This is a genomic window from Sphingomonas sp. AP4-R1, from assembly GCF_013113735.1.
Lineage (GTDB): Bacteria > Pseudomonadota > Alphaproteobacteria > Sphingomonadales > Sphingomonadaceae > Sphingomonas_I.
In genome coordinates this window covers 1,468,485-1,490,704 of record NZ_CP053346.1, presented here as the reverse complement: position 1 = coordinate 1,490,704, position 22,220 = coordinate 1,468,485, and the positions used below count along the sequence as shown (strand labels likewise).

At 57.4% G+C, this 22,220-nt stretch carries 16 protein-coding genes, 5 pseudogenes and 1 other annotated feature; of the genes and pseudogenes, 13 read left to right on the top strand and 8 right to left on the bottom strand.

The window, feature by feature from the left end; all coding sequences use genetic code 11:
• Positions 1–2: 2 nt before the first annotated feature.
• The 3 genes from HL653_RS07325 to HL653_RS07315 all read left to right on the top strand — a co-directional run bounded on the left by HL653_RS07325 (position 3) and on the right by HL653_RS07315 (position 2,713).
• Positions 3–665 (top strand): ABC transporter ATP-binding protein, encoded by a 663-nt coding sequence (locus HL653_RS07325; RefSeq protein WP_171743939.1) that lies wholly within the window; start codon positions 3–5, stop codon positions 663–665.
• 91 nt (positions 666–756) lie between these two features.
• Positions 757–1,710 (top strand): UDP-glucuronic acid decarboxylase family protein, encoded by a 954-nt coding sequence (locus HL653_RS07320; RefSeq protein WP_171743938.1) that lies wholly within the window; start codon positions 757–759, stop codon positions 1,708–1,710.
• Between the two features lie 16 nt (positions 1,711–1,726).
• Positions 1,727–2,713: a glycosyl transferase family 90 gene (locus tag HL653_RS07315; protein WP_171743937.1), complete on the top strand. Its 987-nt coding sequence runs from the start codon at positions 1,727–1,729 to the stop codon at positions 2,711–2,713.
• A gap of 28 nt (positions 2,714–2,741) precedes the next feature.
• On the opposite strand, the gene HL653_RS07310 is transcribed toward HL653_RS07315, so the two are convergent.
• Together HL653_RS07310 and HL653_RS07305 are read right to left on the bottom strand one after the other, a co-directional pair.
• On the bottom strand, positions 2,742–5,192 hold the full coding sequence (locus HL653_RS07310) for a glycosyltransferase (protein WP_171743936.1): 2,451 nt from the start codon (positions 5,190–5,192) through the stop codon (positions 2,742–2,744).
• Positions 5,193–5,225: 33 nt separating this feature from the next.
• Complete coding sequence (locus HL653_RS07305; RefSeq protein ID WP_171743935.1) at positions 5,226–6,728, bottom strand: hypothetical protein; 1,503 nt, start codon at positions 6,726–6,728, stop codon at positions 5,226–5,228.
• A 164-nt stretch (positions 6,729–6,892) separates the two neighbouring features.
• Here HL653_RS07305 and HL653_RS07300 point away from each other — a divergent pair, with 164 nt between their 5' ends.
• From HL653_RS07300 to HL653_RS24460, 9 genes and pseudogenes are all read left to right on the top strand, one after another.
• The gene (locus tag HL653_RS07300) at positions 6,893–7,750 is read left to right on the top strand and encodes a WcbI family polysaccharide biosynthesis putative acetyltransferase (protein WP_171743934.1); all 858 of its coding nucleotides are present in this window, start codon (positions 6,893–6,895) and stop codon (positions 7,748–7,750) included.
• A complete protein-coding gene (locus HL653_RS07295) occupies positions 7,747–8,352 on the top strand; it encodes a bifunctional 2-polyprenyl-6-hydroxyphenol methylase/3-demethylubiquinol 3-O-methyltransferase UbiG (protein ID WP_171743933.1) in 606 nt (201 codons plus the stop codon). Before HL653_RS07300 ends, HL653_RS07295 begins: the two co-directional genes overlap by 4 nt.
• Before the next feature lie 81 nt (positions 8,353–8,433).
• Positions 8,434–10,026, top strand: a complete 1,593-nt coding sequence (locus HL653_RS07290) for a hypothetical protein (RefSeq protein ID WP_171743932.1) — start codon at positions 8,434–8,436, stop codon at positions 10,024–10,026.
• 28 nt (positions 10,027–10,054) lie between these two features.
• Positions 10,055–11,203, top strand: coding sequence for a glycosyltransferase (locus HL653_RS07285; protein WP_171743931.1), 1,149 nt, complete (start codon positions 10,055–10,057; stop codon positions 11,201–11,203).
• Entirely contained in the window at positions 11,200–13,059 is a 1,860-nt protein-coding gene (locus HL653_RS07280; protein WP_171743930.1) for a glycosyltransferase family 4 protein, read from the top strand. The genes HL653_RS07285 and HL653_RS07280 overlap by 4 nt, the downstream gene beginning before the upstream one ends.
• A gap of 1 nt (position 13,060) precedes the next feature.
• On the top strand, positions 13,061–14,173 hold the full coding sequence (locus tag HL653_RS07275; protein ID WP_171743929.1) for a hypothetical protein: 1,113 nt from the start codon (positions 13,061–13,063) through the stop codon (positions 14,171–14,173).
• 287 nt (positions 14,174–14,460) lie between these two features.
• Positions 14,461–15,197: pseudogene (istA, locus tag HL653_RS07270) on the top strand (IS21 family transposase); the annotation flags it as partial.
• A 200-nt stretch (positions 15,198–15,397) separates the two neighbouring features.
• On the top strand, positions 15,398–15,604 hold the full coding sequence (locus HL653_RS24465) for a hypothetical protein (RefSeq protein ID WP_301337962.1): 207 nt from the start codon (positions 15,398–15,400) through the stop codon (positions 15,602–15,604).
• Positions 15,605–15,690: 86 nt separating this feature from the next.
• Positions 15,691–15,938: pseudogene (locus tag HL653_RS24460) on the top strand (ATP-binding protein); the annotation flags it as partial.
• Between the two features lie 168 nt (positions 15,939–16,106).
• On the opposite strand, the pseudogene HL653_RS07260 reads toward HL653_RS24460, so the two are convergent.
• The 4 genes and pseudogenes from HL653_RS07260 to HL653_RS07250 form a co-directional block, all read right to left on the bottom strand.
• Positions 16,107–16,244, bottom strand: a pseudogene (locus HL653_RS07260) (IS3 family transposase); the annotation flags it as partial.
• Positions 16,245–16,735 (bottom strand): annotated as a pseudogene (locus HL653_RS24125) (IS3 family transposase); the annotation flags it as partial.
• Between the two features lie 15 nt (positions 16,736–16,750).
• Positions 16,751–17,482, bottom strand: a complete 732-nt coding sequence (locus HL653_RS07255) for a DUF1796 family putative cysteine peptidase (RefSeq protein WP_171743928.1) — start codon at positions 17,480–17,482, stop codon at positions 16,751–16,753.
• 88 nt (positions 17,483–17,570) lie between these two features.
• Positions 17,571–18,392, bottom strand: coding sequence for a 2OG-Fe(II) oxygenase (locus tag HL653_RS07250; RefSeq protein WP_171743927.1), 822 nt, complete (start codon positions 18,390–18,392; stop codon positions 17,571–17,573).
• A gap of 190 nt (positions 18,393–18,582) precedes the next feature.
• Here HL653_RS07250 and HL653_RS24120 point away from each other — a divergent pair.
• Positions 18,583–19,533: pseudogene (locus HL653_RS24120) on the top strand (IS3 family transposase); the annotation flags it as partial.
• Positions 18,805–18,921, top strand: a sequence feature (AL1L pseudoknot). Its footprint overlaps the pseudogene before it by 117 nt.
• A 143-nt stretch (positions 19,534–19,676) precedes the next feature.
• On the opposite strand, the gene HL653_RS07235 reads toward HL653_RS24120, so the two are convergent.
• A complete protein-coding gene (locus HL653_RS07235; RefSeq protein WP_253717678.1) occupies positions 19,677–20,741 on the bottom strand; it encodes a polysaccharide biosynthesis/export family protein in 1,065 nt (354 codons plus the stop codon).
• A gap of 171 nt (positions 20,742–20,912) precedes the next feature.
• Positions 20,913–22,220, bottom strand: coding sequence for a glycosyltransferase family 1 protein (locus HL653_RS07230; protein ID WP_171743923.1), 1,308 nt, complete (start codon positions 22,218–22,220; stop codon positions 20,913–20,915).

Here is a 22,220-nt window from a genome sequence, read left to right as displayed (position 1 = left end):
TGATGATACGGTTTGAGAATGTTTCGAAAATCTACCACGTCGGGAAATTTCACAAGACGGTCTATCAGGACCTGAATTTCGAAATTCCGGATGGAGCGAGCCTCGGAATCTGTGGCGCGAATGGTGCAGGAAAATCCACGCTGATGCGGCTTATTTCCGGGGTGGAAGCGCCGAGTAGCGGCCGCATTCAACGTTCGGGATCATGCTCTTGGCCCATCGGCTATACCAGTTGCTTTCAATCGACGCTGACCGGCGCAGATAATGCGCGCTTCATATCCCGGATATACGGCCGGAACGAGCGCGAATTGCTCGAGCGGGTGGAGGAGTTTGCACAGCTGGGCCCCTATCTCAACCAACCCATATTTACCTACTCTGCGGGCATGTCTGCCCGTCTTTCTTTCGGTGTGTCTCTTGCTATCGACTTCGATTGTTATCTCGTCGACGAGGTGACTGGCGCAGGCGACGACCGCTTCCGGCAGAAGTGCGAAGCCGCACTACGCCATCGGGCTGAAACCGGAACGTTGATCATGATCAGCCACGATCCCGGCACTCTGCGCAGCTACTGCTCGACGGGCGCTGTGTTACGAAACGGCGAACTAACGTTCTTCGATACGATCGACGAGGCGATCGATCAGCATCATCAGAATCAGCTACAAGCCGCCTGAGCAAAAGCCCCCCCCCAGTCCCACAACTGAGCGATTGAGCGCAGAAGGCAGTGGCTCATTATTTTCCTAATCGCATTTGCAAGGTTCTCCCATGGCTCTCACGATCAAGCGCGTTCTGGTAACCGGCGGGGCCGGCTTTCTGGGATCTCATCTTTGCGCTCGCCTTCTTGACGAAGGACATGACGTCCTTTGCGTCGATAATTATTTTACCGGCAGCAAGGCCAACATCGAGCCCTTGCTGAAGCGCCCGCACTTTGAGGCAATGAGGCACGACGTTACGTTTCCACTCTATGTCGAGGTTGACGAAATCTTCAACCTGGCTTGCCCGGCCTCCCCGATCCATTACCAGTTCGACCCCGTGCAGACGACGAAGACGAGTGTCGTTGGCGCCATCAACATGCTGGGTCTCGCCAAGCGCGTGAAGGCGAAAATCTTTCAGGCTTCGACCAGCGAAGTCTACGGTGATCCGACGATCAGCCCACAAGCCGAAGATTATCGCGGCAACGTTAATCCGCTGGGACCGCGAGCCTGCTACGATGAAGGGAAGCGCGCCGCTGAGACGCTATTCTTCGATTATCACCGCCAGCATGGCGTTCGGATCAAGGTCGCGCGGATCTTCAATACCTATGGACCGCGGATGCACCCTAATGACGGACGCGTCGTCTCTAACTTCATCGTGCAGGCGCTCCGTGGCCAGCCGATTACCCTATATGGCGACGGAAGCCAAACCCGTGCGTTTTGCTTTGTGGACGATCTCGTCGAAGGTTTCGTCCGGCTTATGGCGACGGACGAGGACTGCACCGGCCCAATGAATCTGGGGAATCCGCACGAGATCAGTGTCGCCGAACTTGCAAGGCGCGTGATCGATCTCACGGGCTCCAATTCGGAAATCGTCTATCGCCCGCTTCCTCAAGACGATCCCCTGCAGCGCTGCCCTGATATTAGTTTCGCTAAGTCTAAACTGGGCTGGGAGCCGCAGGTTCGCCTTGAGGTGGGCCTTTCCCGGACAATCGAGTATTTCAGGGAGTTGCTGACTTCCAAATGAGACGATCAAGGATAGGATGACGGAAGGCACTGGGGAAAGGCTCCGCGAAGCAATGTTTGTGCTCGACGAGAATGTTACTCTTTTGTCCCAAGAGGTGATCGCAGACCGGATATGCCCCGGCTTGAACACAGTTCTGACGTTCCTCGTGCATCGGGAGAGAGGACTGCTACGCTTTGAAGCAGCAGACTGCGGTGGACTGCCGCATCCACGCGTAGCCGATACGATCACTTATCTGCGCCACCTACATGCCGTCACTGCAGCCGAGGAACATTCGGCTGCTTTCGATGCGCCGTCCTTTCTTTTTCAGGCGGAAGACAATCCTGGCGACGCAGTCAGCGCTTCCTGGGAAGCTCGCAAAGATTGGGCAAGTATAACGCTCGTCCCCGATATTTATTACTATCAGGCTCGTGGCTACGAGGATTTTCTGGTCGAGACGGTGCCTTGGAGACAGCGGGACGATCAACTGTTGTGGCGCGGATCAACTACAGGCATCCTCGGCCTGTCACTTGACCGATTGCAGGACCTGCCACGCTATAGGCTTTGCAGGATTGCCGCATCGCTCGGCAAGCGCGCAGATTGCGGATTCACGAATGTCGTTCAAGGTCTGACGCCAGAGCACGATGCAGCAGTCGACGCGAGACTTCGCCAGGAAGACCTAATACGTAACTATATCCCTACTCCCGATATGCAGCGAGCCCGATACGCAATCGACATTGATGGAAATTCCAATAGCTGGAACTTCATTCAACGTCTGCGGCTTGGCGCCTGCATGCTGCGCGTAGAAAGCGCGTGGCATCAATGGTTCGAGCCGCGCCTGTCAGCGTGGGAGCATTATGTCCCAATACGCTCCGACATGTCCGACCTCATCGAAAAGATGGATTGGTGCGCGCGGCACCCACAGGCGGCCGAAGATATTGCAGGAGCCGGCCGGGCCTTCGCGCTCAGAACAACCTTTGCTGGAGAACTGAGCGCAGCCGGGAGAACGTTGTTCGTGCCGAATTGAAACGATCGAAGCGATCTTTTCTGCCTAGTCAATTATTCCAGTCATCCTCGTCCTGCGTTGGCTCCAGATGCTCACGGAAAGCATCGAGGTCCGAAATCGTTCCAAGCGATGCCGCCTCAAGAAACTTTGTCCGGGCGACATGGTCATCAGCTTCACAGAGGAAAAAGCCCTTCAGGCCCACCGAAGCAGAATATTCCTTTATGGTGCCACCGGTGCTCATTTTGATAATTTCCGACCACCCCCCTCGTAGCTTCATCCTTAGAGTGCCGCCATCGTCCAAAACCGGATAATCGAACGAAACCCACCGGTGTTCGCCCATCTGCAATTCTCCATCTATCGATGGAAGTCCTTTGATCCGCAACCGCCACGGACATGTATGATTGGGGAAGTTCTGCAAAAGCAGATATACGCGCAGTGGCTTTCTATCACTTGGCAGGCCGATCGTCAGTTCGCCTCCCTCCGGCCGCGTCCAACAGCCCCACGTGTCAGGCCAGAGCCAGCCCAGGCCCGTGCGAAAAATTTCACCCGAACCAATGCCGGGCCAGATCCGTGTGGCAACGTTGCGGGTAACCGGATGATACGCGCCAATCTTGGCTTTTGGAATTGCATGATCTGCTAGCGCCGGACGACTGTGCACCAAGCTCATGATCTCGTCGTCGATTTGTTGAGCTACATCCGACCAGGTACGCGGTTGGAAATCTGTCGCGATCTTAAGCTGACGCTCGGCGCGATAGACCGGATCGAAAACCATGTTTTCTACAGCATTGGCCAGTTGCACGGGCGAGCCCGCCTCCGCATAAACTGCGAATTCGCCGCCCGCCTCGGGAAGAGATGAACTTCGCGCAGCGATCACCGGCTTTCCGTAGCAAAGAGATTCTGTGATCGGCAGCCCCCAACCTTCGTACAGGCTGGGATAAATCGTGAACTGGCAATTACGATAGAGCAACGACAGCTCTTCATCCGACAAATAGGAGAGGATCGTTACGCGGCTGGCAAGCTCGTCGCTCTGCTCAAGTCGTTGAAACACGGCGTCGTTTAGCCAGCCGTTCTTACCCACGCAGACCAACCGCGGCGTCTTTCGGCCACCATGACGTTGTATCAATTCCAGCCATGCATCCATGGCGACGACGTGCCCCTTACGAGACTCGATCGTGGATACGAAAAGCACGTAAGGCTCGTTGTCGAGCCCCCATTTAGCAAGCTCGCCGCGGGCCAACTGCCGCGTTTCTGGCTTGCGGAAGTCTGCGTCCAGCCGGATCACGGCAATATCGTCCGGATCGACGTCATGGCCCAAAATTGCCGCGACCTTCAGCAGGTCACGTTTGGTTGCCTGCGAATTGACGAGGTAGCAGGCGGCGTGCTCAAAGACACCAATGGCCCACGAAATGAAGTCCTGCGTAAGTCCCTTCACGCAATGCTGCGGCGTCACAATAGGAATGAAATCATGGATGAAGGGAATGTACTTGATTCGGTGTTTTTCTTGAGCAGCACGCACAAAAAGGAAATAATTGTGCAACCACCAAGAAGTCCCGAGATTAATCAAGTAGGCGCCGTCCGGGAACTCAAGCGGATCAGCCAGCACCAACGTGAGATGCAGGCGATTCAATGCTGATACCCATTCGGGGTCGTCCCGGGCTCCACTACGCACGCTCAACTCGGTAATAGCACGGAACTGGGAGATTGGAACTTCCAGCCAATCTTCTCTACCATCAATGAAGCAACAAATCTTTACTTGCCGATTGGGCGCATTCAACGCATTGGTAATCGCTTCGATCTGAACGCGCTGTATTCCCGTGGGGAGGCGAGCATGGCTATAATAACCAATCAGATCCGATGCATCGAAGATGAGCGCGACTTCGCCCTCATTTTCATCGGCCGGCGCCATTCGATCAATGTTTTCCAGCATCATGGACGCAGACCGTAACAGCCGCGCTTCCTCCGCCTTGCCAGGCAGATGCGCGAGTATTTTGGAAAGAGATTCCTTGGCCTGCCTCACGGAACGGCCCAAACCTTCGTCGGTGTCGACCACGTCCTCACCAAACTCCTGTTCAAGAAACTGTAACATGCGATCACGCGTCATACCGCTCGAAGCCCCGAGTTGGCGATGCAACTCCGCTACCGCGTCGGCGTTGGCGGGATCGACTTTGACTGCATGCATATAAGCCCGGCCGGCTTTAACGTAATCGCCTGTCACCTTGTAAAGATGCCCCAGGTGAAGGTAAGGCTCACCAGCGGTGGGCCGCAGCTCTGTGGCCTTCAGATAGGCCTGTTCCGCCTTTTGATAGGATTTGCTTTCCTTGTGCGCATGTCCGAGCTGCATCCAAACATGATAGAGTGAGGGATCGCGCGCGACAGCCGCTGCAAAATACTCTGCAGCGACGCTCCAGCCGCCCGACGCACGGGCGGCATTGGCTTGCTGGATGAGGCGGTGAACGGCCGGAGTCACCGAAACGCCGGCAGATTTCTTCGTCTTGAACATCAGAGGCATGGACTGCCTAATGGCGAGTAAGCATTACGGCGTCCAGCCTTCTTTCCCCTCAGCGAGGGACAACGAAACCAATGCCATGGCGATAAATCGCTCGTCGCTACCCACCCCCGCCGCCCGCAGCGAAATCGGCCTTCCGTACGAAAATGTCATGGTCAACACCCCGCCTCGCTTGCGAAGCTTGGTCGGCACCGGGATCATGAAGTTTATTGGCCGCGTATGACTCCCCTCAACGACCTCAACCGTTTCCATCGCCACGGGAATGTCGTTCAACCTCACCGCGATCGTCTGCGGAGCCCGATCACCGGTGTCTGGAACGAATACGTAACCAGTGGCCATCAGCACGGCCGCCTCGGCCCATCCGGTAGTCGGAGGCAGTTCAACGATGGAGTGCTCCCCCTCGCTCCATGGGCCGATCTCGTTCGGGCTGGACCACCCATCCCCTAGAAAAGCGGCGCCCGCGGAGCCGGCACTCATCTTCATCTCTCTCTCTGAAGCGAAGCGGAATCGAGCGGCATGCGCTTCTGACGCGATCCATTCGAGGGTATGGCCAAGGCCATCGACGATGGAGTCCATTCGTTGCAATCGCCATGCCGCATCTTTTTCGGCCCTGCGGAGGTCGGATGCAGGGCGATCGAAAAGCCCATCCCCAGCCTGCTGCAGCAGGCCTTTCTCAGCAAGGACCGCAAGCTTCTCGACATCGCAGGCCGGAAGGCCCGCCTCCTGACCGAGTGCACGGATCAGGATCTGCGGCCGCACAGCGAACGGACAGCAGCCGAGGATGCCGCTTGCGGAAGGTAGCCTGATGCGCGCGCTCCGGATGCGGTAGACCTCCCTGCCTTCTTCCACGGTCTGCACCCGCGGCATGTCGATGCCCAACGACAAAGCAAAATCATCCCACTTGATCGGCACATCGACATGACCAGTGTTCCAATAAGCAAAAGGCCGCCCATAAGCCGCCGCGACAATCGCGGCGTGAAGCGCACCCGCAAGAACGAAATCAGCTGTGGCAATCTTTTCTATCAAAGCCTCCAGCGCTTCGATCGAATCGACAGCCGGCGACAGCAGCAAATCCGCACCACTTTCCGCCGCCAATTCCTGCGCGCCCCGCGGCTCATGGTAATGAGGGACGCAGATCGTCCCGCCGGCCTGAGCCCCCTTGGGCGTATAGAGAAGCGGTAAGAGCAGCGCCGGATCGCCGATCGGCGTATCGGACGACAGCCCGAGAGCAGCGACGGTCAGCGGGCCACGAGCGCCAAGAAAGATGCACCGATCGCGCACGCCAGAAGAAAGCGCACGGTCGTCGCGCTTTCCACAGCACCAAAGCGCGATACGCGCGTCCGGTGCATCGCACGCATCCAAATCGCCTTGCAGCACATGTTCGTCGATAACGCTGCCGATCAGCCGATAGCGATCCGCCTGCACCAGCGGCGCGAGGAACATCGTTCGCTGAAAATATTCGCTGATATAGTCTCCGAAGTTGCGGCTCGGCCATTCCTCTGTCCAGTAGGCTATGCGCTCATCTTTCATGCGGTGACATATCGCGCAAAGCCGCCGACGTAGCTACCCCATCCCCGTCGAGACGCCGGTTGCCCAACCGACAACGCTCGCGTATCTGCCACGCGACGACGCAGCGTAGGACGGCCTTGGTCCAACGCCGTGATGCGATATAGGGGTAAAGCAGGCCTAAGGACATGCCAGTTGCGTCGATCATCGGAAATTGTCAGGCGCAGGCGTTGGAAGCCATTTTCGCGATCCACAGTGATTGGGAAATAAGACGGCTCCCGCCCGTTTTCGAACTGACCGATGGCGATCGCGCCGCGATTATGGACGCGTGCTCATCATCCGACGTCATATTTGCCCAGCGGATTCGCGATGACTACCCCCTAGAATTCGTGCGGACCGGTGAACTGAAGAGTGCGTTTCCAAACGTTATATCTTGGCCAAATATATATTTTTCGGGATATTTTCCCGACATAGAGTATATCTACCTTGACGACATCGGAAAGCTGGTCGGGCCGTTGGACGATTATCACCCGATGATGATTTATCGGTCCTATATTCAAGGCCTGGGCGTAGAAGAATGCCTCGCCCGCTACTCTCTCGAGCATTTCTCGGACGCCTACCCTGACCCGATCGAGCAATCCCTAGCAGAACTAAGAGCGCGAGAAGGCGACACAGATCTAAAAATATCGGATTTTATTGACAACAACCTCTCTCTGCGAAAGCTATTCTACACAGTCAATCATCCTTCGAACTATTTGCTGTTCGAGATGGCCAAGCGGATGGCTGAAGCGATGGGCGGCGCAATGGAACAGCGCAGCCTTCACCCTTACTCACTGTCGCGCGTAAACATACCAATCTATACCTCGGTCAGGGTGGGCTATGGGCTCGGAAGCCTTGCCGAAGGCTCCTTTGTAGGTTTGAGCAGATTATCCCTACAAACCCCCCTCAATCAAGTTACAACAAAAGTCTTTGAAGGACTGCGAGAAGTTGTGGAGTCTTTCTACCACTTCTATAGTTCAACTCCCCTCTTGAGAGAGATTCAATGACTTATATCTTCCAAAAACACAAAGACGACCTTCCTCCAGAGCTGGACATGAGAATCAAGTGCGATAGCCAGTCTCTATCTTTTTACAGCGACATCAGCAACTTTCTGGGTGACAATATACCGGGATATTTATCACATTCCCTTCTGGATGTTGGCGCGCGCACGGCAGCAGGAACCGCACTCTTGCGCGCGATCCATCATCCTCGCTCATTCGCCCGCCTAAAACTACATCAAGTGACGGCACTTGATTTGGACGCGACTGCGATCGCGCAAGCCTCGAATGAGTATCAGGACATCGAATGCCTTGCGGTTGACGTCAACGCCCTGGCCAATGTCAGGTCGTGGGACATCGTCCTTTCCAGCCACACGATCGAGCATGTCGACGATCCGTCCTCATTCTTGGCAAGTCTCGAGACTGTAGCGACCCGCTATGTTGTGATCGCATGCCCGTTCGCCGAGGTCGATCTGACGGAAGGACACGTTCATCGGTTCAACATGGCATTCTTCGAGGAACATCGCTTCGATGCGATGAAGGTCTATCGCTCGCAGCATTGGCATGGCGGCATGGCGTGCGTTGCGCTGAAGCGATTGCAGCAAAACTGAAAAAATTTGGGGGACAAGATGGTTGGGTTGACGGAGTCCGGGGGTGGACCAACTCAGGGCAGAATTTCGCTAGACCACGCCTTGCGAGGCGTCGTTTACGGAAGTATTTGCAGCGAACTGGCGGGCTTCGACGTCGAGGTATCCGCCAATGGCCTGATCTTAGGATCCACATCTCCAGCCCCGGCGCGGGAGCTTGATAGGCTTAACTTTGCGATGCGGGTTCCAGCAACCCTATTGCTGGAGGCACCAGTCTCGCTACGTGTCCGCGTTAAGGGCATTTCTGAGCCAGCGGAAGCTGAGCTTCTTTATACCACGGAAGAGCAGGTGGTCCGCGCGTTCACTCTTGCCGACGGAGCCGTCGCTATGCGCGCTGGCGAAATAGTCGGAACGCTGAACCACGTGAATCCCGACGCTTTGCCCCTAAAAGTCGTCGCGTATTGTGGTGATCGGCTCATCGGTTCTCAGATTTTCCACAAAGATATTCCGCAGTCTGACGGTCTGATCACATCCATCCCTCTAAAGCTACAGATTCCTGCAGACGTTCTCGACGGAACGCCCCACTCCATTTCAATTCGAGTCGAGGATGGCCCCCATCTCGAGGGAAGCCCGTTCGTCATTTCCGTTTTGTCGGGCCATGATCTTGCACACAGGCTGGGCAGCCTTGAGCGCCTTGCGGCGAAGCTAACTGACGATGTCGATACGATGCAAACAAAGATCGTCGATCAGCTTGCCGATCAATTGCAGAGCGTCATCATACCCCGCATCGACGCGATCGTCGGACTGCAAAGGGCCAGCCTAGAGAGACAGCTCGCTGCGATGTGGCGCATGCTTCCCGATAACGGGTTTGAGCGGATCGGCCCTCCGCTGCCTTTGACCGCAACGTTTCTGCCCGGCGAACCGTTCATAGGCTTCGGCTGGAGCGATAACTTCCCCAACTCCACCGGTGGACGCTGGCTGGGACGAAGCGCCCATTTGGCGCTCCAACTTTCGGACAGAGATGATGCGGTCCTGATTGTACACGGCGCAGGAAGCAGCACCCCAGAGGCACTAGAGTCGGCTTCAGTCGAAGTAAATGGGAACCTTGTTTCGCTCACACGAATTGACGACTCCTCGACAGACACCTGGAAATTGATCGGCACTGTGAACAGGGCTTCTATGCGGCCGGGTGGTGCGCTGGACCTCAGGATCCGCTCAGAGTCCACTGACGTCGATACAACGGCGCGACGAAACGCCATATCGCTGTCAATCAGCCGTATCGACATTATTTCCGCAGCAGCATTACGACACGCGGACGAGGCGTTGAGCGATGCGCAGTGCCTTTCGGGCTTTTACGATCCGGAGGAAACGGCAGCTGGCGAGCGTTTCCGGTGGATGTCAGGCTTCGGACTGGCATCGGTGTTCGTCGGGACCCGACAGAGAGCTCGGATCCGCGTCGGCGGCCCGATGATGCTGAAACCCAGTGCCGCAAAGTTGCTGGAAATCACGGTAATCGGTGCAGACGCCCAGACTGGCCCGGTTATTGCCAATGAAAGCGGATGGCACGTGGAGCTTAGCCTTGGCAACGTGCGAGATGGCGTTGCTGTACTGGCCTTTTCCACAGAAGCGCATCATCCGCGAAATGGCGACGCGCGGCTTCTCAGCCTTGCCGTCTCCCATATCGAAGTTCTCGGTTAACCAGTAGCGCTGGAATTCGGACAGCAGCATGATGCACGCTCTGATTGTATCGCCGATACCGTCTGACCCGATCGATCAGGGCAATGCCGCCCGGATCGGCCGCTTTTGTGAAATGCTTCAATACCGAGGCTATCAAGTACATTTCGTTTATTACGGCATGGAAGGACTCACAGAGCATCAGCGAACCGCAATGATGCGTCGCTGGGACAGTTTTCATTACGTGCAACCACGCACGGACAAGCGACAAACGCGAGCAGATGGTTTCGGCCTGGATGATTACTGCGGGGAAGAGCTCGCGGCCTATCTTGTAAATCTCCAGGAATTATGGACCTTCGATATTTGTATCGTCAATTATATATGGGCGTCGCTGGCCGCCACGGTGATACGCCGGCAGACCTTCTGCGCAATCGACACACACGACCTTTTCGGTGGTCGCCATCAAGTCTTGCAGGCCGAGGGCGTAGCGCCGACCTGGTTCTATTGCTCTCCCGCAGAAGAAGGTCGCGGCTTGGACCGCGCCGACTGCGTGATCGCCATCCAGGATGAAGAGGCCAAAATTCTCGCAGAACGAACCGCCCGACCTGTTATAACGATCGGACACATCCTGCCGCAAAACTTCCTGCCGGCCCGCAATGGTGCAGCCGCGCCGTTCATCGCCGGCTACATGGCCAGCGACAATCCTAGCAACCGCCGATCACTAGAGAATCTCATTGAAGCGGTGGAAGCTCGCCCTACTATCCTAGAAAAGCTTCGCTTTCTGATCGCTGGACGAATCGCTCACCGGATCCCGCACGGCAAGGCGGGATTTACAGCCATCGGGTTCGTTCTCAGCAGGCAGAACCTTTACCGCCAAGTCGACCTTCTTATAAATCCGAATGTCAGTGGCACAGGCCTGAAGATCAAGACTGTAGAGGCACTGTCGCATGGCATGCCCTTTGTTACCACCCGTGCAGGCATGTGCGGCATTCCGTCAGAATCTTCTGCCCACGATACTGCTGATGCTTATGCATTAGTGGATTACCTTGACCGATATATCAATGAACCTAATTCTCTCGCGAAAATGAGACATGAATCAGCAGTTATATTCGACGCCTATACTTCAAATCAGATAGCGGAATTCGATAGACTTCTCTCAATGGCAAGATCGCATAAAACTAGGGAGAAGACGGCAGCATGACCAAACGTCCGCTCGTCATGTTTTCGCCGATGCCTCCGTTGAAGAACGGCATTGCCGATTATACAGCCAGTTTCGTCGATAGCCTGGCCTGCCAATATGATCTTTATGTCGTTACGCCAGAGAACACGGCTCCACTACACACTCCCGGCTACACATCACTCACCGCACTCGAATACGATCAGCATACATCATCCTTTGCAACTGCCGCTCACGCCTATCAGATCGGCAACAATCTGGATCACGTCTACGCCCTGAAGCCGCTCAGCAACGTACCGGGCCTCGTGACTATTCACGACCTGTCTATTCAGCACATGGTCGGCGCATCGTTTCCGGGCGGGGCGGGCGGAGAGGCATATGCCGAACTGATGTTTGAGGCTTACGGGCGGCAAGGCCTGGAGATTTCCCGAGATGTCTCGCGTTGGCAACGACAATCACACGTCGTTCATTCTGAGCTCGGGCTTCTCCCCCTTCTGGTGCGGCGCGCCAAAGGCATAGTGACTCACTCGTTCACTGGCTTCCTGCGCGCAACGGCTGCAGGCTACGAGCGCCCTATCCACGTCATCCCGCATCATTATCAGGAGCGCATAGATGCGCTCAGAGGGTCCCGGCAAGATCGCAGGCGGGCGGCCAGGCACTCGCTCGGGTTACGCCAGGATGCGATCATCCTTCTTTCGCTGGGGTTCGTCACCCGGGCAAAACGCGTCGACCTTACGCTCAAGGCTCTCAAACTCATTCCGGAGCGAGAGAAGCCTGTTATTTTGGTGGTGGCGGGCGAGCAGAATGCCGAGGAAATCGACCTGGCAGCAGAAATCCAGCGACTGGGCCTCCACGGCCGGGTCCTGATCCAAGGCTACGTGCCAGACGGACAGATGATAGACTATCTCGCCGCGTGCGATATTCTCGTCAATCTTCGTTACCCGACGCTTGGCGAGTCCTCCGGATCTCTCGCAAATGGGCTCGGGGTGGGTTGCTGCACTGTCGTGACGGATATCGGAACCTTTTCGGAGCTGCCGGATGAGTGCGTGGTTAAAGTTGGCGTACAAGAAATGACGCCAGATGGACTGGCGTACCGCTTGCTGCCGCTCGTAAGCAACGATTGCTACAGAGAAACTTTGGAAAGCAACGCGCGTCATTACGCCGAAAGCAATCTCCGGACTGAGCAGTTCGTCACTCGATATATCGACGCGATTGAAGATTGCCTTTTCGACATCGTGACGGTGCAGGTCCCCTCGTATCGACAAGTACGGAGATTTCTGGCGCCGAGCGTGCGAAAGGACGTCGAGGCGAAGGCGACAGCATTGTCACGTCAATGTCCGCTACGTCCTGCTTCCATGTGGTGGCGCGAACTCCTGCTACCGGTTGGAAGAAAGTCTGATGTTTTGATGACCTCGGACGGTTTCGCTGCGCAGCTGGCCAAGGATGCGTTTGGCTGGAGCGATGTGATCAGCGCCGCAGATTCGGGCGCTGGACGCACCGCCGGGACGATCCTGGCGACCTGCGAAGCGGAAGACTTTGTCGATCAGCCGGGGGAATTCCTCTACCGCACCGTCTCACGCTTGCAGTTAGGCGGCATTCTTATTTTCAATATTATTGATAGACACGGAAAATACTTCGCACACATTTCCGAATTATTTGACGGCGATGACGAGGCACCACCACTGAATCTCGCCGTGAAGCGAAGCCGCATTTCTACTTTATGCGAGGAGGTCGGCTTGATCATTCAGCGGCAAATTAGTGCATTCCAAGAAATCTCAATCAACGGAGCAATTAGCGATGCTGGTACGGAGTTTGCCTTTGTCGCTACGCTGCGAAGCCTTGTAACGTGGGATGGATCCGCCATACGGATCAACGAATGATATGAATAGCTTGTTCTTCAGCGGAGACTGGCACGAGGTCCTCGGAAAACTTCCGTTTTTCCTGAAAGCTGGCGCTGCGATCGTTGAAATTGATCGACTTGCGAGCGCCATACCGCGTGATTGGGCAGGCTGTGACTTGCGCATTCTCACAGCGCCGCCACTCGCTTATGCGCGCCAGTTCGAACTGGCGAATCTTTCGATCGAGCGCGGCACAGACGGTATCGCCAACCTTGGCTACGTTGCTGCGGAAGATTTTGATGAAGTCCGACAGCGCGATCCGCTTGCCCGTGCCGCGCTACCGGGCGAACAGGTCCTGCGCGGACGCAAGTTCGACACTTTGGCTCCAGCGCTGGGAAAGATTGGCATCATGATCTTCGGCGGCGTCGGCGCACGCGCAAGCGTGGTGCGAGCCTCGCTCAGAACCATCGCGAGCCAACGTCCCGCTATTGTATTCCGGTTATCAGAGGGAAGCTCGTCCGCGAGAGATCTCCTGACAGTCCTGCGTGAGGCGTTGACTTATCATGTTCTCAGACCAACGGATCTTGGCTTGAAGATCAATGCAGGACGTTGGACCGAAGAAATGATGGTCGCCGTTCCGGACCCCGATCAAATTGGCTGCCTCGCCCGACAGATCAAACCGTCACAGGCGCTATATTCCACAGACGATCTCCGGCCCGTCTGTGGACACCTGTTCACTCCGTTCAACGAACCTCTTCCTGATTGGCCCGAATCTTGGACGATCTCGGCTAAAGACCTGCGAGGATTGCGCGCCATTGGCGGGCTCGAAGAGTCGGCTAAACACCTCTGGCGATGGTCCTTGGGACCATCTGCTGCAGTTTACGCTGATTTGCCCGCTCCAGGACGATATGCGGTCCGGCTTGAGATTCCATTTGCCATCGAAGATCGATGCCGTGTCACGGAAGTGCTCGTGAACGGCCGCCCAAGGCGCTTTAGGCTCGTGAACCATTGCGTTGAATTCGAAGCTGAACTCTTTCGTCACATGCTGATCGAGTTACGCAGCCCAGTACGTCGCGCCAGCGATCGCGACTCCCGCAATCTTGGATATGGTCTGAGCGGGATTACGATCAGCCGACTGCGGAATAGCGTTTATTGAGCGCACAAGCGCACGCCGTAAGCCAATGGCGCCCCCCGTGACTGCCGGCCGAACGCATTCCGTGGTCCCGACGGAGTGAAGTCCGCTAACCCGTGCCGGTGTGAGGCGGCCCGCGGCTTTGGATGTACGACGTTCCCCCGGTTTTCCATTCGGACGTGATGCGAGCTTCCGGCTTGCATCCGCCGGGGTTACCCCCGGCGGATGCTGTGGATCAGCGTGGAAAAGGGACCCGTCATCCCGGTGGCCTAGGTACGCGCGCTTGGCGGAAGTCGGGCGGCGAGATCGGGATGTTGGTGTTGGAGACGATGAAGGTCCGGCGCGAGCATGCGGCCGGGGAAGCCATTGAGATAGCGCGAGACCGAACTTTGTCTCGCAAGGTGGTGCGCAAGGCGATCCGCGCACCGGAGACAGACTTTTCCTATCGACGTACCGTGCAGCCGCTACCGCGCATCGGGCCGTTCCAGGAGCGACTGGACATGCTCCTGGAGGAAGACGAGGCACGACCCCGGCGCGAAAAGCTGCGCATGAGCAGCATCCATGACCTGCTGCTGCGCGAGGGGATACGAGGGGGCATATGACGCGGGCCGGCGCAATGCGGCGCGGTGGCGGCAGGAGCGTCGCCGGAATACGGTCGATGCGCCGGCCTTCATCCCGCTGACGTTCCGTCCGGGCGAAGCCTACCAGTTCGACTGGAGCCACGAGGACGTTGAGATCGCCGGCTCGCCGATGCGGGTGAAAGGTGGCGCATGTCCGACTCTGTGCGTCGCGGGCCATCTATTGTGCGGGTCTATCCGCTCGAGACGCAGGAGAGGGTGTTCGGCGCTCATGCGCGGGCCTTCGCTTTCTTCGGCGGCGTGCCGACACGCGGCATCTACGACAACATGAATCGGCGGTGACAACGGTGTTCACCGGCAAGGAGCGGGTCTTCAACCGCCGCTTCCTCGTCATGACGGCGCACTACATGGTCGAGCCGACCGCCTGCTCGCCGGCGGCAGGCTGGGAGAAGAATCAGGTCGAAAACCAGGCCAGGTACAGACAACGGGCCGAGGCCGCTGTGCGCGAGGCGCTCGCTGCAGGCACAGTCAGCGGCGACGTCACCCTCAACATGCTGGCGCGCCGGCGCGAGCCGCCCCGACCGCTAACCATCGTCACTTCGGAGGATCTGGAATTGAAATACCCGCCGCTCGCCGACTGCGGTCCCTACGACCAGCTCAGGGGGGCTCCATGCAGCGGCATGAGATAATGGAGGCGATGGGCGGTCTCGGGCTCAAGGGCATGGCCAGTGCCTTCGACGAGGCCGTCACCACGGGCCTGCAGCGCAAACGCACGACCATGGAGATCCTGACCGACCTGCTGCGCGCCGGAGCGCCCCCACCGGCATGCCGCGTCCATCCGCTACCGCATGACGGCGGCAAAGCACCAGCGGTGTAGGAACTCGATGCCTTCGTCTTCGATGGCACGCCCATCAACGAAGGGTGGTGCGCTCGCTGCATGGCGGGTCGTTCCTCTCCGGCCGGCGCAACGTCGTGCTGGTCGGCGGCACCGGAACGGGCAAGACGCATCTCGCCATCGCTATCACCACCAACGTCGTGCGTGCCGGCGCCAGGGACCGCTATTTCAACACTGTCGACCTGGTGAACCGCTTTGAGGATGAGAGCCGTCTTCGGCGACCCCGATGGCGACTACTCTACTCGACCGCATTACCCACCATTGCGACATCGTCGAAACCGGCAACGACAGCTGGCGCGTCAAAAACCGGAGCTGAAACCCTCCCCTGGACCTCCCCTTCCGGGAGTTGGCCCGGTGGGTCCAAAGGGACCTCTTACGGCCGTCACCCTTGCGCTCGTGGCGGCGCGCAGCGCCGGCCGCGGGCTCTTCCTATGGACTACCGGGACAACCGCCACAAAGGGGTCCATTTTGGACGCCGATTGATAACGAAATCCGTCGACCACCTCTCGTTGGGCGCCGACGCCGCCGGCTGGCGCTCGCGGTTCGCAGCACCGACGTTGCGGCAGGGACGCCAGATCCGAAGGCTCAATCCACCCTCCCGGTAAAGCCGGAAGACGCGCTTGATCTCAGTCATACACGCACGGTCGCCCGACGGCACGTCGAACTGGCGATCCAGAGTGTTGTCGATCACCAGAGACGGCTTGCCGCCATAGGTCCCCGATCGGCCTTACAGCCGACCTGAGCCTTGATACCCGCCAGCCTAATCAACCAGGCAACTCGGTTGGGGCAGCAGGTTTCACCGTGTTACAGCAGATCGTCGTGCAGCTTGCGGTAACCGTAGGCCTTCCCGCTGTCGTTCTAGGCCTACCGGATCAGCGCGGTTTGCCTCGCATTTTCCTGAGTTCGCCAGCTCACTGGGCTCTTTTGCCGGGCATATAGCCACTGGATTGCCCAGCCAGGTACCGGCACATGGCCCGCATACCGAAACGATCGCAATGCTCGGTAATGAACGCGTATCTTACTTTGCATCTCAAGCGAAATACGCGGTGCCTTTTTTAAGATGTCTCGCCCCTCTGTCACCCAGACCAAGTCGCGCTTCAACTGGCCGATCTCGGCATCACTCAGTGTTTAGAGGAGACGCACCCCCTTGTTGGTCTCTGATCTGAGTTCGCCGCTTACTGTCCGTTTGAATTTATCCAAGATCCAGCGACTGACGGAAACGCCTCGTTTGCCAGCGCCAGGCGAAAGCCGACCATCTCGCAAGCCGCCACTGCGCTCATAAGCATCGCGAATTGCCGCGACCATAAAATCGGCATGTTCATGCTGGACGAAGTCCTTGCCGCTTATGGGGCAGTCATCTATTAAACAACGCAAGGTCGTGTTGGGAGCGGTGAAGTCTATGACATCATCGACCCCTGATTTTCCGAACGTGCAGATAAGCAAGTGGCTTGCTCCATATCTTCTGCTAATTGCGTCGCGCAACTGTTCCAACTGCCGAACTCCGCCCATTCGATCGGCGTAGCTAATGAGCACGAAAAGCGGATTATTATCCTTTGTCAGTGCTAATAGCCGATCGCGTCGCCTTTCGAACTTCGCCCGATTCTGAGGAAGCCGCATGTCATGGTGCGCAAACGTCATCTGCTCGCCCAGCATCTGGCGATAAAGGCGCTGCACCCAGGACTGATCGTTCGGACCAGGCAGCAGATTGTCATAGTCGAGGAAGGTTTTCAGGCCGTCATCTATGGCGTGAGTGACGCAACCGACCGACGCGAACAGATCGTCGAACGGGTAGGTGGGTTGCGAGAAGCCAGCGCGCTCTATCATCGTCTTAGCGATGCAAAACGACCCCAGACTGATCACCGGCCTATCCATCACTGACTACTGCCACACCCCAAATCCGGGCTCAAGGGATGAGTCCTTCGCCTGCGGGTCGCCAAGGTCGGTCAGATCACACTATCACAGGCCGTGGCGGACGGATCACATCCATCAGCGCTGGGCTCGACAGGTCCTTGAACAGGCCACCCCAAGGCTCATAGAATTGAAACTGCATTCCGTAGCGTTGGTTCGGCACCTCAGGCGTGATCGTTCTTACCGAGTGAAACGATTGCCGCGTCTTAAAAAAGAGCAAGAAGCTATTGGGCCGGTAAGGGGCTACTTTCCGAACCTCGAAGCCTTCAGGACCATAGTGGTCATTACCCCAGCAGCGAACCAACCGGTCTTTTGGAGCCAAAAGCTCCGTGCCGTACTCGTCCCAGCCTTCTTCGCTGGCGAAGGAGAAGATACAGGTGAAGACACGGGTCGGAATGTCGGTGTGCGGCCCGATGTAATATCCCTGCTCATGACGTTGCAGGAACAACTCACGCCTGAACAAGCTAACAAAATCCGGATCATTTACCAAATCACCGAAGCGCAGAGAAAATATATCCGGCGTTTTTTTGATGATCAAATATGGAAACCACTCGTCATCTAAGAAAATATTGCGAATCGTGGACCAAAATTCCCGCTGGTCCTCAGGCGCATCAAACTCTTGATCAGCATGAAAATTTATCTGCTTACGTGCATAATATGGCGTGGCAGAACTGACCTCTGCCGAGTACTCACGGCTCAACCACTGGACCCCGACGTTCCGCTGGAACGGATTGAATTGGATAATGCGTTGATACACGTCATCTGGAAAAAAATCGCTGATCACCAGATGCGGGAAGGGAGAGCTTTCGAGTGTCGCACCCGCGATTTTCCGCTCAACGTGCGCTCGTATGTTTGCCAGCATTCGGTATCCCCGGTGTCCGTTTCGCCTCTCAGGGCTGCTCCCTATCATCGTAGCCGATCCAGATCTTGTAAGCCACGGAAGTGAGCCGCGCCGGGTTTGTCGGAGGCTCCAACTCCTGAGAAGGTGGACCCTGAAAAAGCAAGACGAAGACAAGTTTGCGCCGGAGGTCCGCGAGCGAGCGGTACGGACGATGATGGACCACGAGCACGATCCCCCGCAGCGATGGGCAGCGGTGGTTTCCATCGCGAAGAAGATCGGCTGCGTTCCGCAGACGCTGCATGAGTGGATGGAGAGGTCGAGGCGAACAGCGGCAGGCGCTTTGGCGTTCCACCGAGGTCGCTGACAAGATGAAGGCGCTGGAGCGCGAAGGGCGCGAGATGCGGCAGGCCAACGAAATCCCGCGCAAGGCTTCCGCGTATTTTGCCCAGGCGGAGTTCGACCGCCCGTTCCGGCGATGATCGCCTTCATCGACGATCATCGCGAAACCTACGGGGTCGAGCCGATCCGCCACGTTCTGCCGATCACCCTATCCACCCACCGCGAGCGTAGCACAGCGCAGGATCAAACACGCCTGTCGGCGCGGGCACGACAGGATGCAGCCCCCACGCCCGAGGTTATGCACGTGTTCGTCGAGAACTTCGTGGCCTACGGCGTACGCAAGGTCTGGCGACAGATGATGCGGAAGGGCGTGTACGTTGCCCGCCGCAGGGTGCGCGGTCGATGCGCGAGATGGGTCTGGCGGGAGTGATCAAGAGCAAGCCGGTTCGCACGACGGTCAGTTACAAGGCGGCGTCGTGCCCGATCGATCACATCATTCGCAGGTTCTACACGCCAGCGCCGAACATGCTGTGGTGTCGGACTTAACCTACGTCGCGACCTGCGCGGGCTTCGTCTACGTTGCCTTCGTCATCGATACCTAAGCCAGGCGCATCGTCGGCTGGCGAGCCAGCAGGACGGCGCATCCAGTTTCGTCCTTGATGCTTTGGAACAGACGCTTCACGATCGCCGGCCGGCCCATCGGGGCAGCCTTATCCATCATAGCGACCTTGGATCGCAATACGTGTCTATCAAGTACTCCGAGCGCCTCGCCGAAGCCCGGATCGAGCCGTCGGTCGGTAGTGTCGGCGATAGTTACTACAACAAGGCGGGCCGCAGACCACGCCCACTGAAACAGACTATCGAATCCGGCCCCGCCATCGATCGGCTTCATTACCCAACAAACGACAACTAAACCAAAACGACAATGGCGGATGCGCGGACGCCAGAGAGAATTCCGCTCTCACTCTAGGGGTTGTTATCCAGCAGGATTTTCGCTGTAACAAGCGGCGAGAAGAGTTGATTGACGATGTTAACGAGCTTGCTCGGCCGGTTGGCCGCTGCGTTGGCCATGTACAGCACATCCTTGTCGCGCATCATAAAGTTTTGCGCCAAGAAGTAGCTCGCAGGGCGCATCATATCGATGCGGTAGATGGTCGGCGGCGTGCCGGCATCGCCCGGCTTCGGCACAACCGGTGTCCCGTCCTCGGCCCGGGCATACCGGAACACGAAAACGGCCGAGGGATCCGCACGATCATCTGCAGGCCCTCCGGCACGCGCCATCGCTTCTGCCAGGGTCAGCGCCGGATTGTCGAAATTCACCTGGCTAACCTTTGTCGCTCCAAATACTGTATAGGTTTGCGGCCGACGGATCACTTGAATTCTGTCGCCGGGCAACAGAACGAGATCGTCCGGGCTGCCAGTATTGATCAGAGAAAGGAGTTGCTCAATACTGCGCCCGCCACGCGTAAAGCGGACGATCATGTCCTCCTGCCGCTGCAAACCCGTACCGCCGGCATCGGCGATAGCATCCAGCAAACGGCTACGATTGAGTGTCAGACTCTGTCTGCCAGGCCGGGAAACCACGCCTAGCACCAGAACGGTGTTCGTGACGTTCTGGCGCACCGCAACCAGAGCCTGCGGGCTCTGCGACATGCCTCGCATAGCCCGCTGAATCATTGCCTGCACCTCGGTGGCGGTGTGGCCGGCCACGATCAGGCGGCCCACGTAAGGTAGCGTGATCGCGCCATCACGATCCACGACCACGCCGTTCACGCCTGCGGATTCCGCCGTTCCCATGTCGTTGCCGAGCGAAGTGGCACCGCCGCCCGAAAACAGGCCAGCGCCCACCTCGAAGATGTTGACGGAAAGAATATCTCCTGGCCCGATCAAGTCGACATTGCCCTCGGCCGCAAGCTGGCGCAGCGTCGCGCCTTGCGGGGCAGCGGCAGCCGCTGCAACAGCGACGCTCGCCGGCGTGCTGATTTCTACGATCTGAAAGCCCATAATCTTCTGGCCCTCACGATCGTGCACCACTTCGCCCCGAGTAGGACCGCTCGACGGCAACGTGGAGCAGGCAGAGAGAAGCGCGGGCATGATCAGGACCGCAAGCTTACCCGCGCGGGCACATCGTTCACTCTGCAATTTAGGGCTCCGTAACTTCATGAGGAGATGGGCCATCGCTTTTCCGCTTTATCGCCGACGTTACGCTGCCAAGACGGATTGATACAGCGACTGCAGACGTGAGCGATAGGCTCCCTGGGAAAACCGTGCCGCCTGGAGCGGCCCTTCGGCCGCCAGCCTGTCTCTGAGGCCCGCGTCGGCGTCAAGCCTCTTAAGGGCGGCCACCATAGCGTCGATGTCATAGGGAGCCACGTACAATGCCGCTTCCCCGGTCACTTCCGGGAGTGAACTAGCAGCGCTGGCCATGACCGGCACACCGTAAGCGATCGCTTCGAGGGCCGGCAACCCAAAGCCTTCGTAAAGCGACGGAAAAAGCACGGCCCGTGCTCCCTGAACCAGATCCAACAGGAGGCGACGCGGCATATAGTCAATCTGTCGGATCTGCTTCGCGGCCTTTAGCCGCGTTCCAGAGCCACCATGCAGTAGTCGCAATTCCTGATCCGATTTCCAGCCAGTCGAGCCGACGATGATAAACGGCGTGGTGATCTCCGAGCGGAGATAGGCCTCAATTAATCGTCCGAGATTCTTCTTGGGCTCGATCGCACCAAAAAAAAGTAGGTATCCGCCCCGTTCAAGATCAAAGAGACGGTCGAGCCGACGAGCAAGCTCGTAGTTAGACGGTGGCTCTACGCTTTCGAAAGACTGATAGGTGTTCGTGATCTTACCCTGCGCTGCGGGGAAAAACTCCAATATGTCACTTTTAGAACTCTCTGAGACAGTAACAATATGGTCAGCCGCATCAACACAGTGTTTTAGTAAACGATGGTAATAACGCTTGTCCTCCAGGCTTGTGTGAGGAAGCTTCAGCGGTACGATATCATGGAAGGTGTAGATGTTGCGGGCGCCCTCCAGCCGGATCGGCAATGGATAAGTCCAGTGCATGATTTCGGGCGGATCGGGCATGGTCAGCGTTAAGAAACGCTTGAAACGACGAAAATAACGCGCCGAGACATCGAACACGTTACCACGTGTGAACAGCCTGTCGAACGGCGGTACACGCCCCTCAAGACCAGAAGTAATCACCCGGCCACTATGCGGTATCTGCAGCAGCTGCCGCTTTTCGGGTGTCATTAACGCACGCGTGATCTTCGCCTTAAGCGTTAACACCGGCTTGTCGTTCAACCCGCGCTCTTCACTCAGCCTACCGTAAAACAAAGTCTCTCGAATATCCTCCGGACTGTCGAGTGCAACTGGCACGCCATAAACAAGGTCCAACTTGTGGCCGAGCCCCGTAATCGCCTCTGCCAGGGTGCGGCCATAAGTGGCGACGCCGGTACCCTGCGGCATGGCCAGGTTGAATCCATCTATCCCGATGCGCAACGGCGTCAC

Bases quoted from the DNA above. Each gene is read 5' to 3' on its own strand.
- HL653_RS07325 (WP_171743939.1), top strand. From the start codon at position 3: ATGATACGGTTTGAGAATGTTTCGAAAATCTACCACGTCGGGAAATTT.
- HL653_RS07320 (WP_171743938.1), top strand. From the start codon at position 757: ATGGCTCTCACGATCAAGCGCGTTCTGGTAACCGGCGGGGCCGGCTTT.
- HL653_RS07315 (WP_171743937.1), top strand. From the start codon at position 1,727: ATGACGGAAGGCACTGGGGAAAGGCTCCGCGAAGCAATGTTTGTGCTC.
- HL653_RS07310 (WP_171743936.1), bottom strand. From the start codon at position 5,192: ATGTTCAAGACGAAGAAATCTGCCGGCGTTTCGGTGACTCCGGCCGTT.
- HL653_RS07305 (WP_171743935.1), bottom strand. From the start codon at position 6,728: ATGAAAGATGAGCGCATAGCCTACTGGACAGAGGAATGGCCGAGCCGC.
- HL653_RS07300 (WP_171743934.1), top strand. From the start codon at position 6,893: ATGCCAGTTGCGTCGATCATCGGAAATTGTCAGGCGCAGGCGTTGGAA.
- HL653_RS07295 (WP_171743933.1), top strand. From the start codon at position 7,747: ATGACTTATATCTTCCAAAAACACAAAGACGACCTTCCTCCAGAGCTG.
- HL653_RS07285 (WP_171743931.1), top strand. From the start codon at position 10,055: ATGATGCACGCTCTGATTGTATCGCCGATACCGTCTGACCCGATCGAT.
- HL653_RS07280 (WP_171743930.1), top strand. From the start codon at position 11,200: ATGACCAAACGTCCGCTCGTCATGTTTTCGCCGATGCCTCCGTTGAAG.
- HL653_RS07275 (WP_171743929.1), top strand. From the start codon at position 13,061: ATGAATAGCTTGTTCTTCAGCGGAGACTGGCACGAGGTCCTCGGAAAA.
- HL653_RS24465 (WP_301337962.1), top strand. From the start codon at position 15,398: ATGCAGCGGCATGAGATAATGGAGGCGATGGGCGGTCTCGGGCTCAAG.
- HL653_RS07250 (WP_171743927.1), bottom strand. From the start codon at position 18,392: ATGCTGGCAAACATACGAGCGCACGTTGAGCGGAAAATCGCGGGTGCG.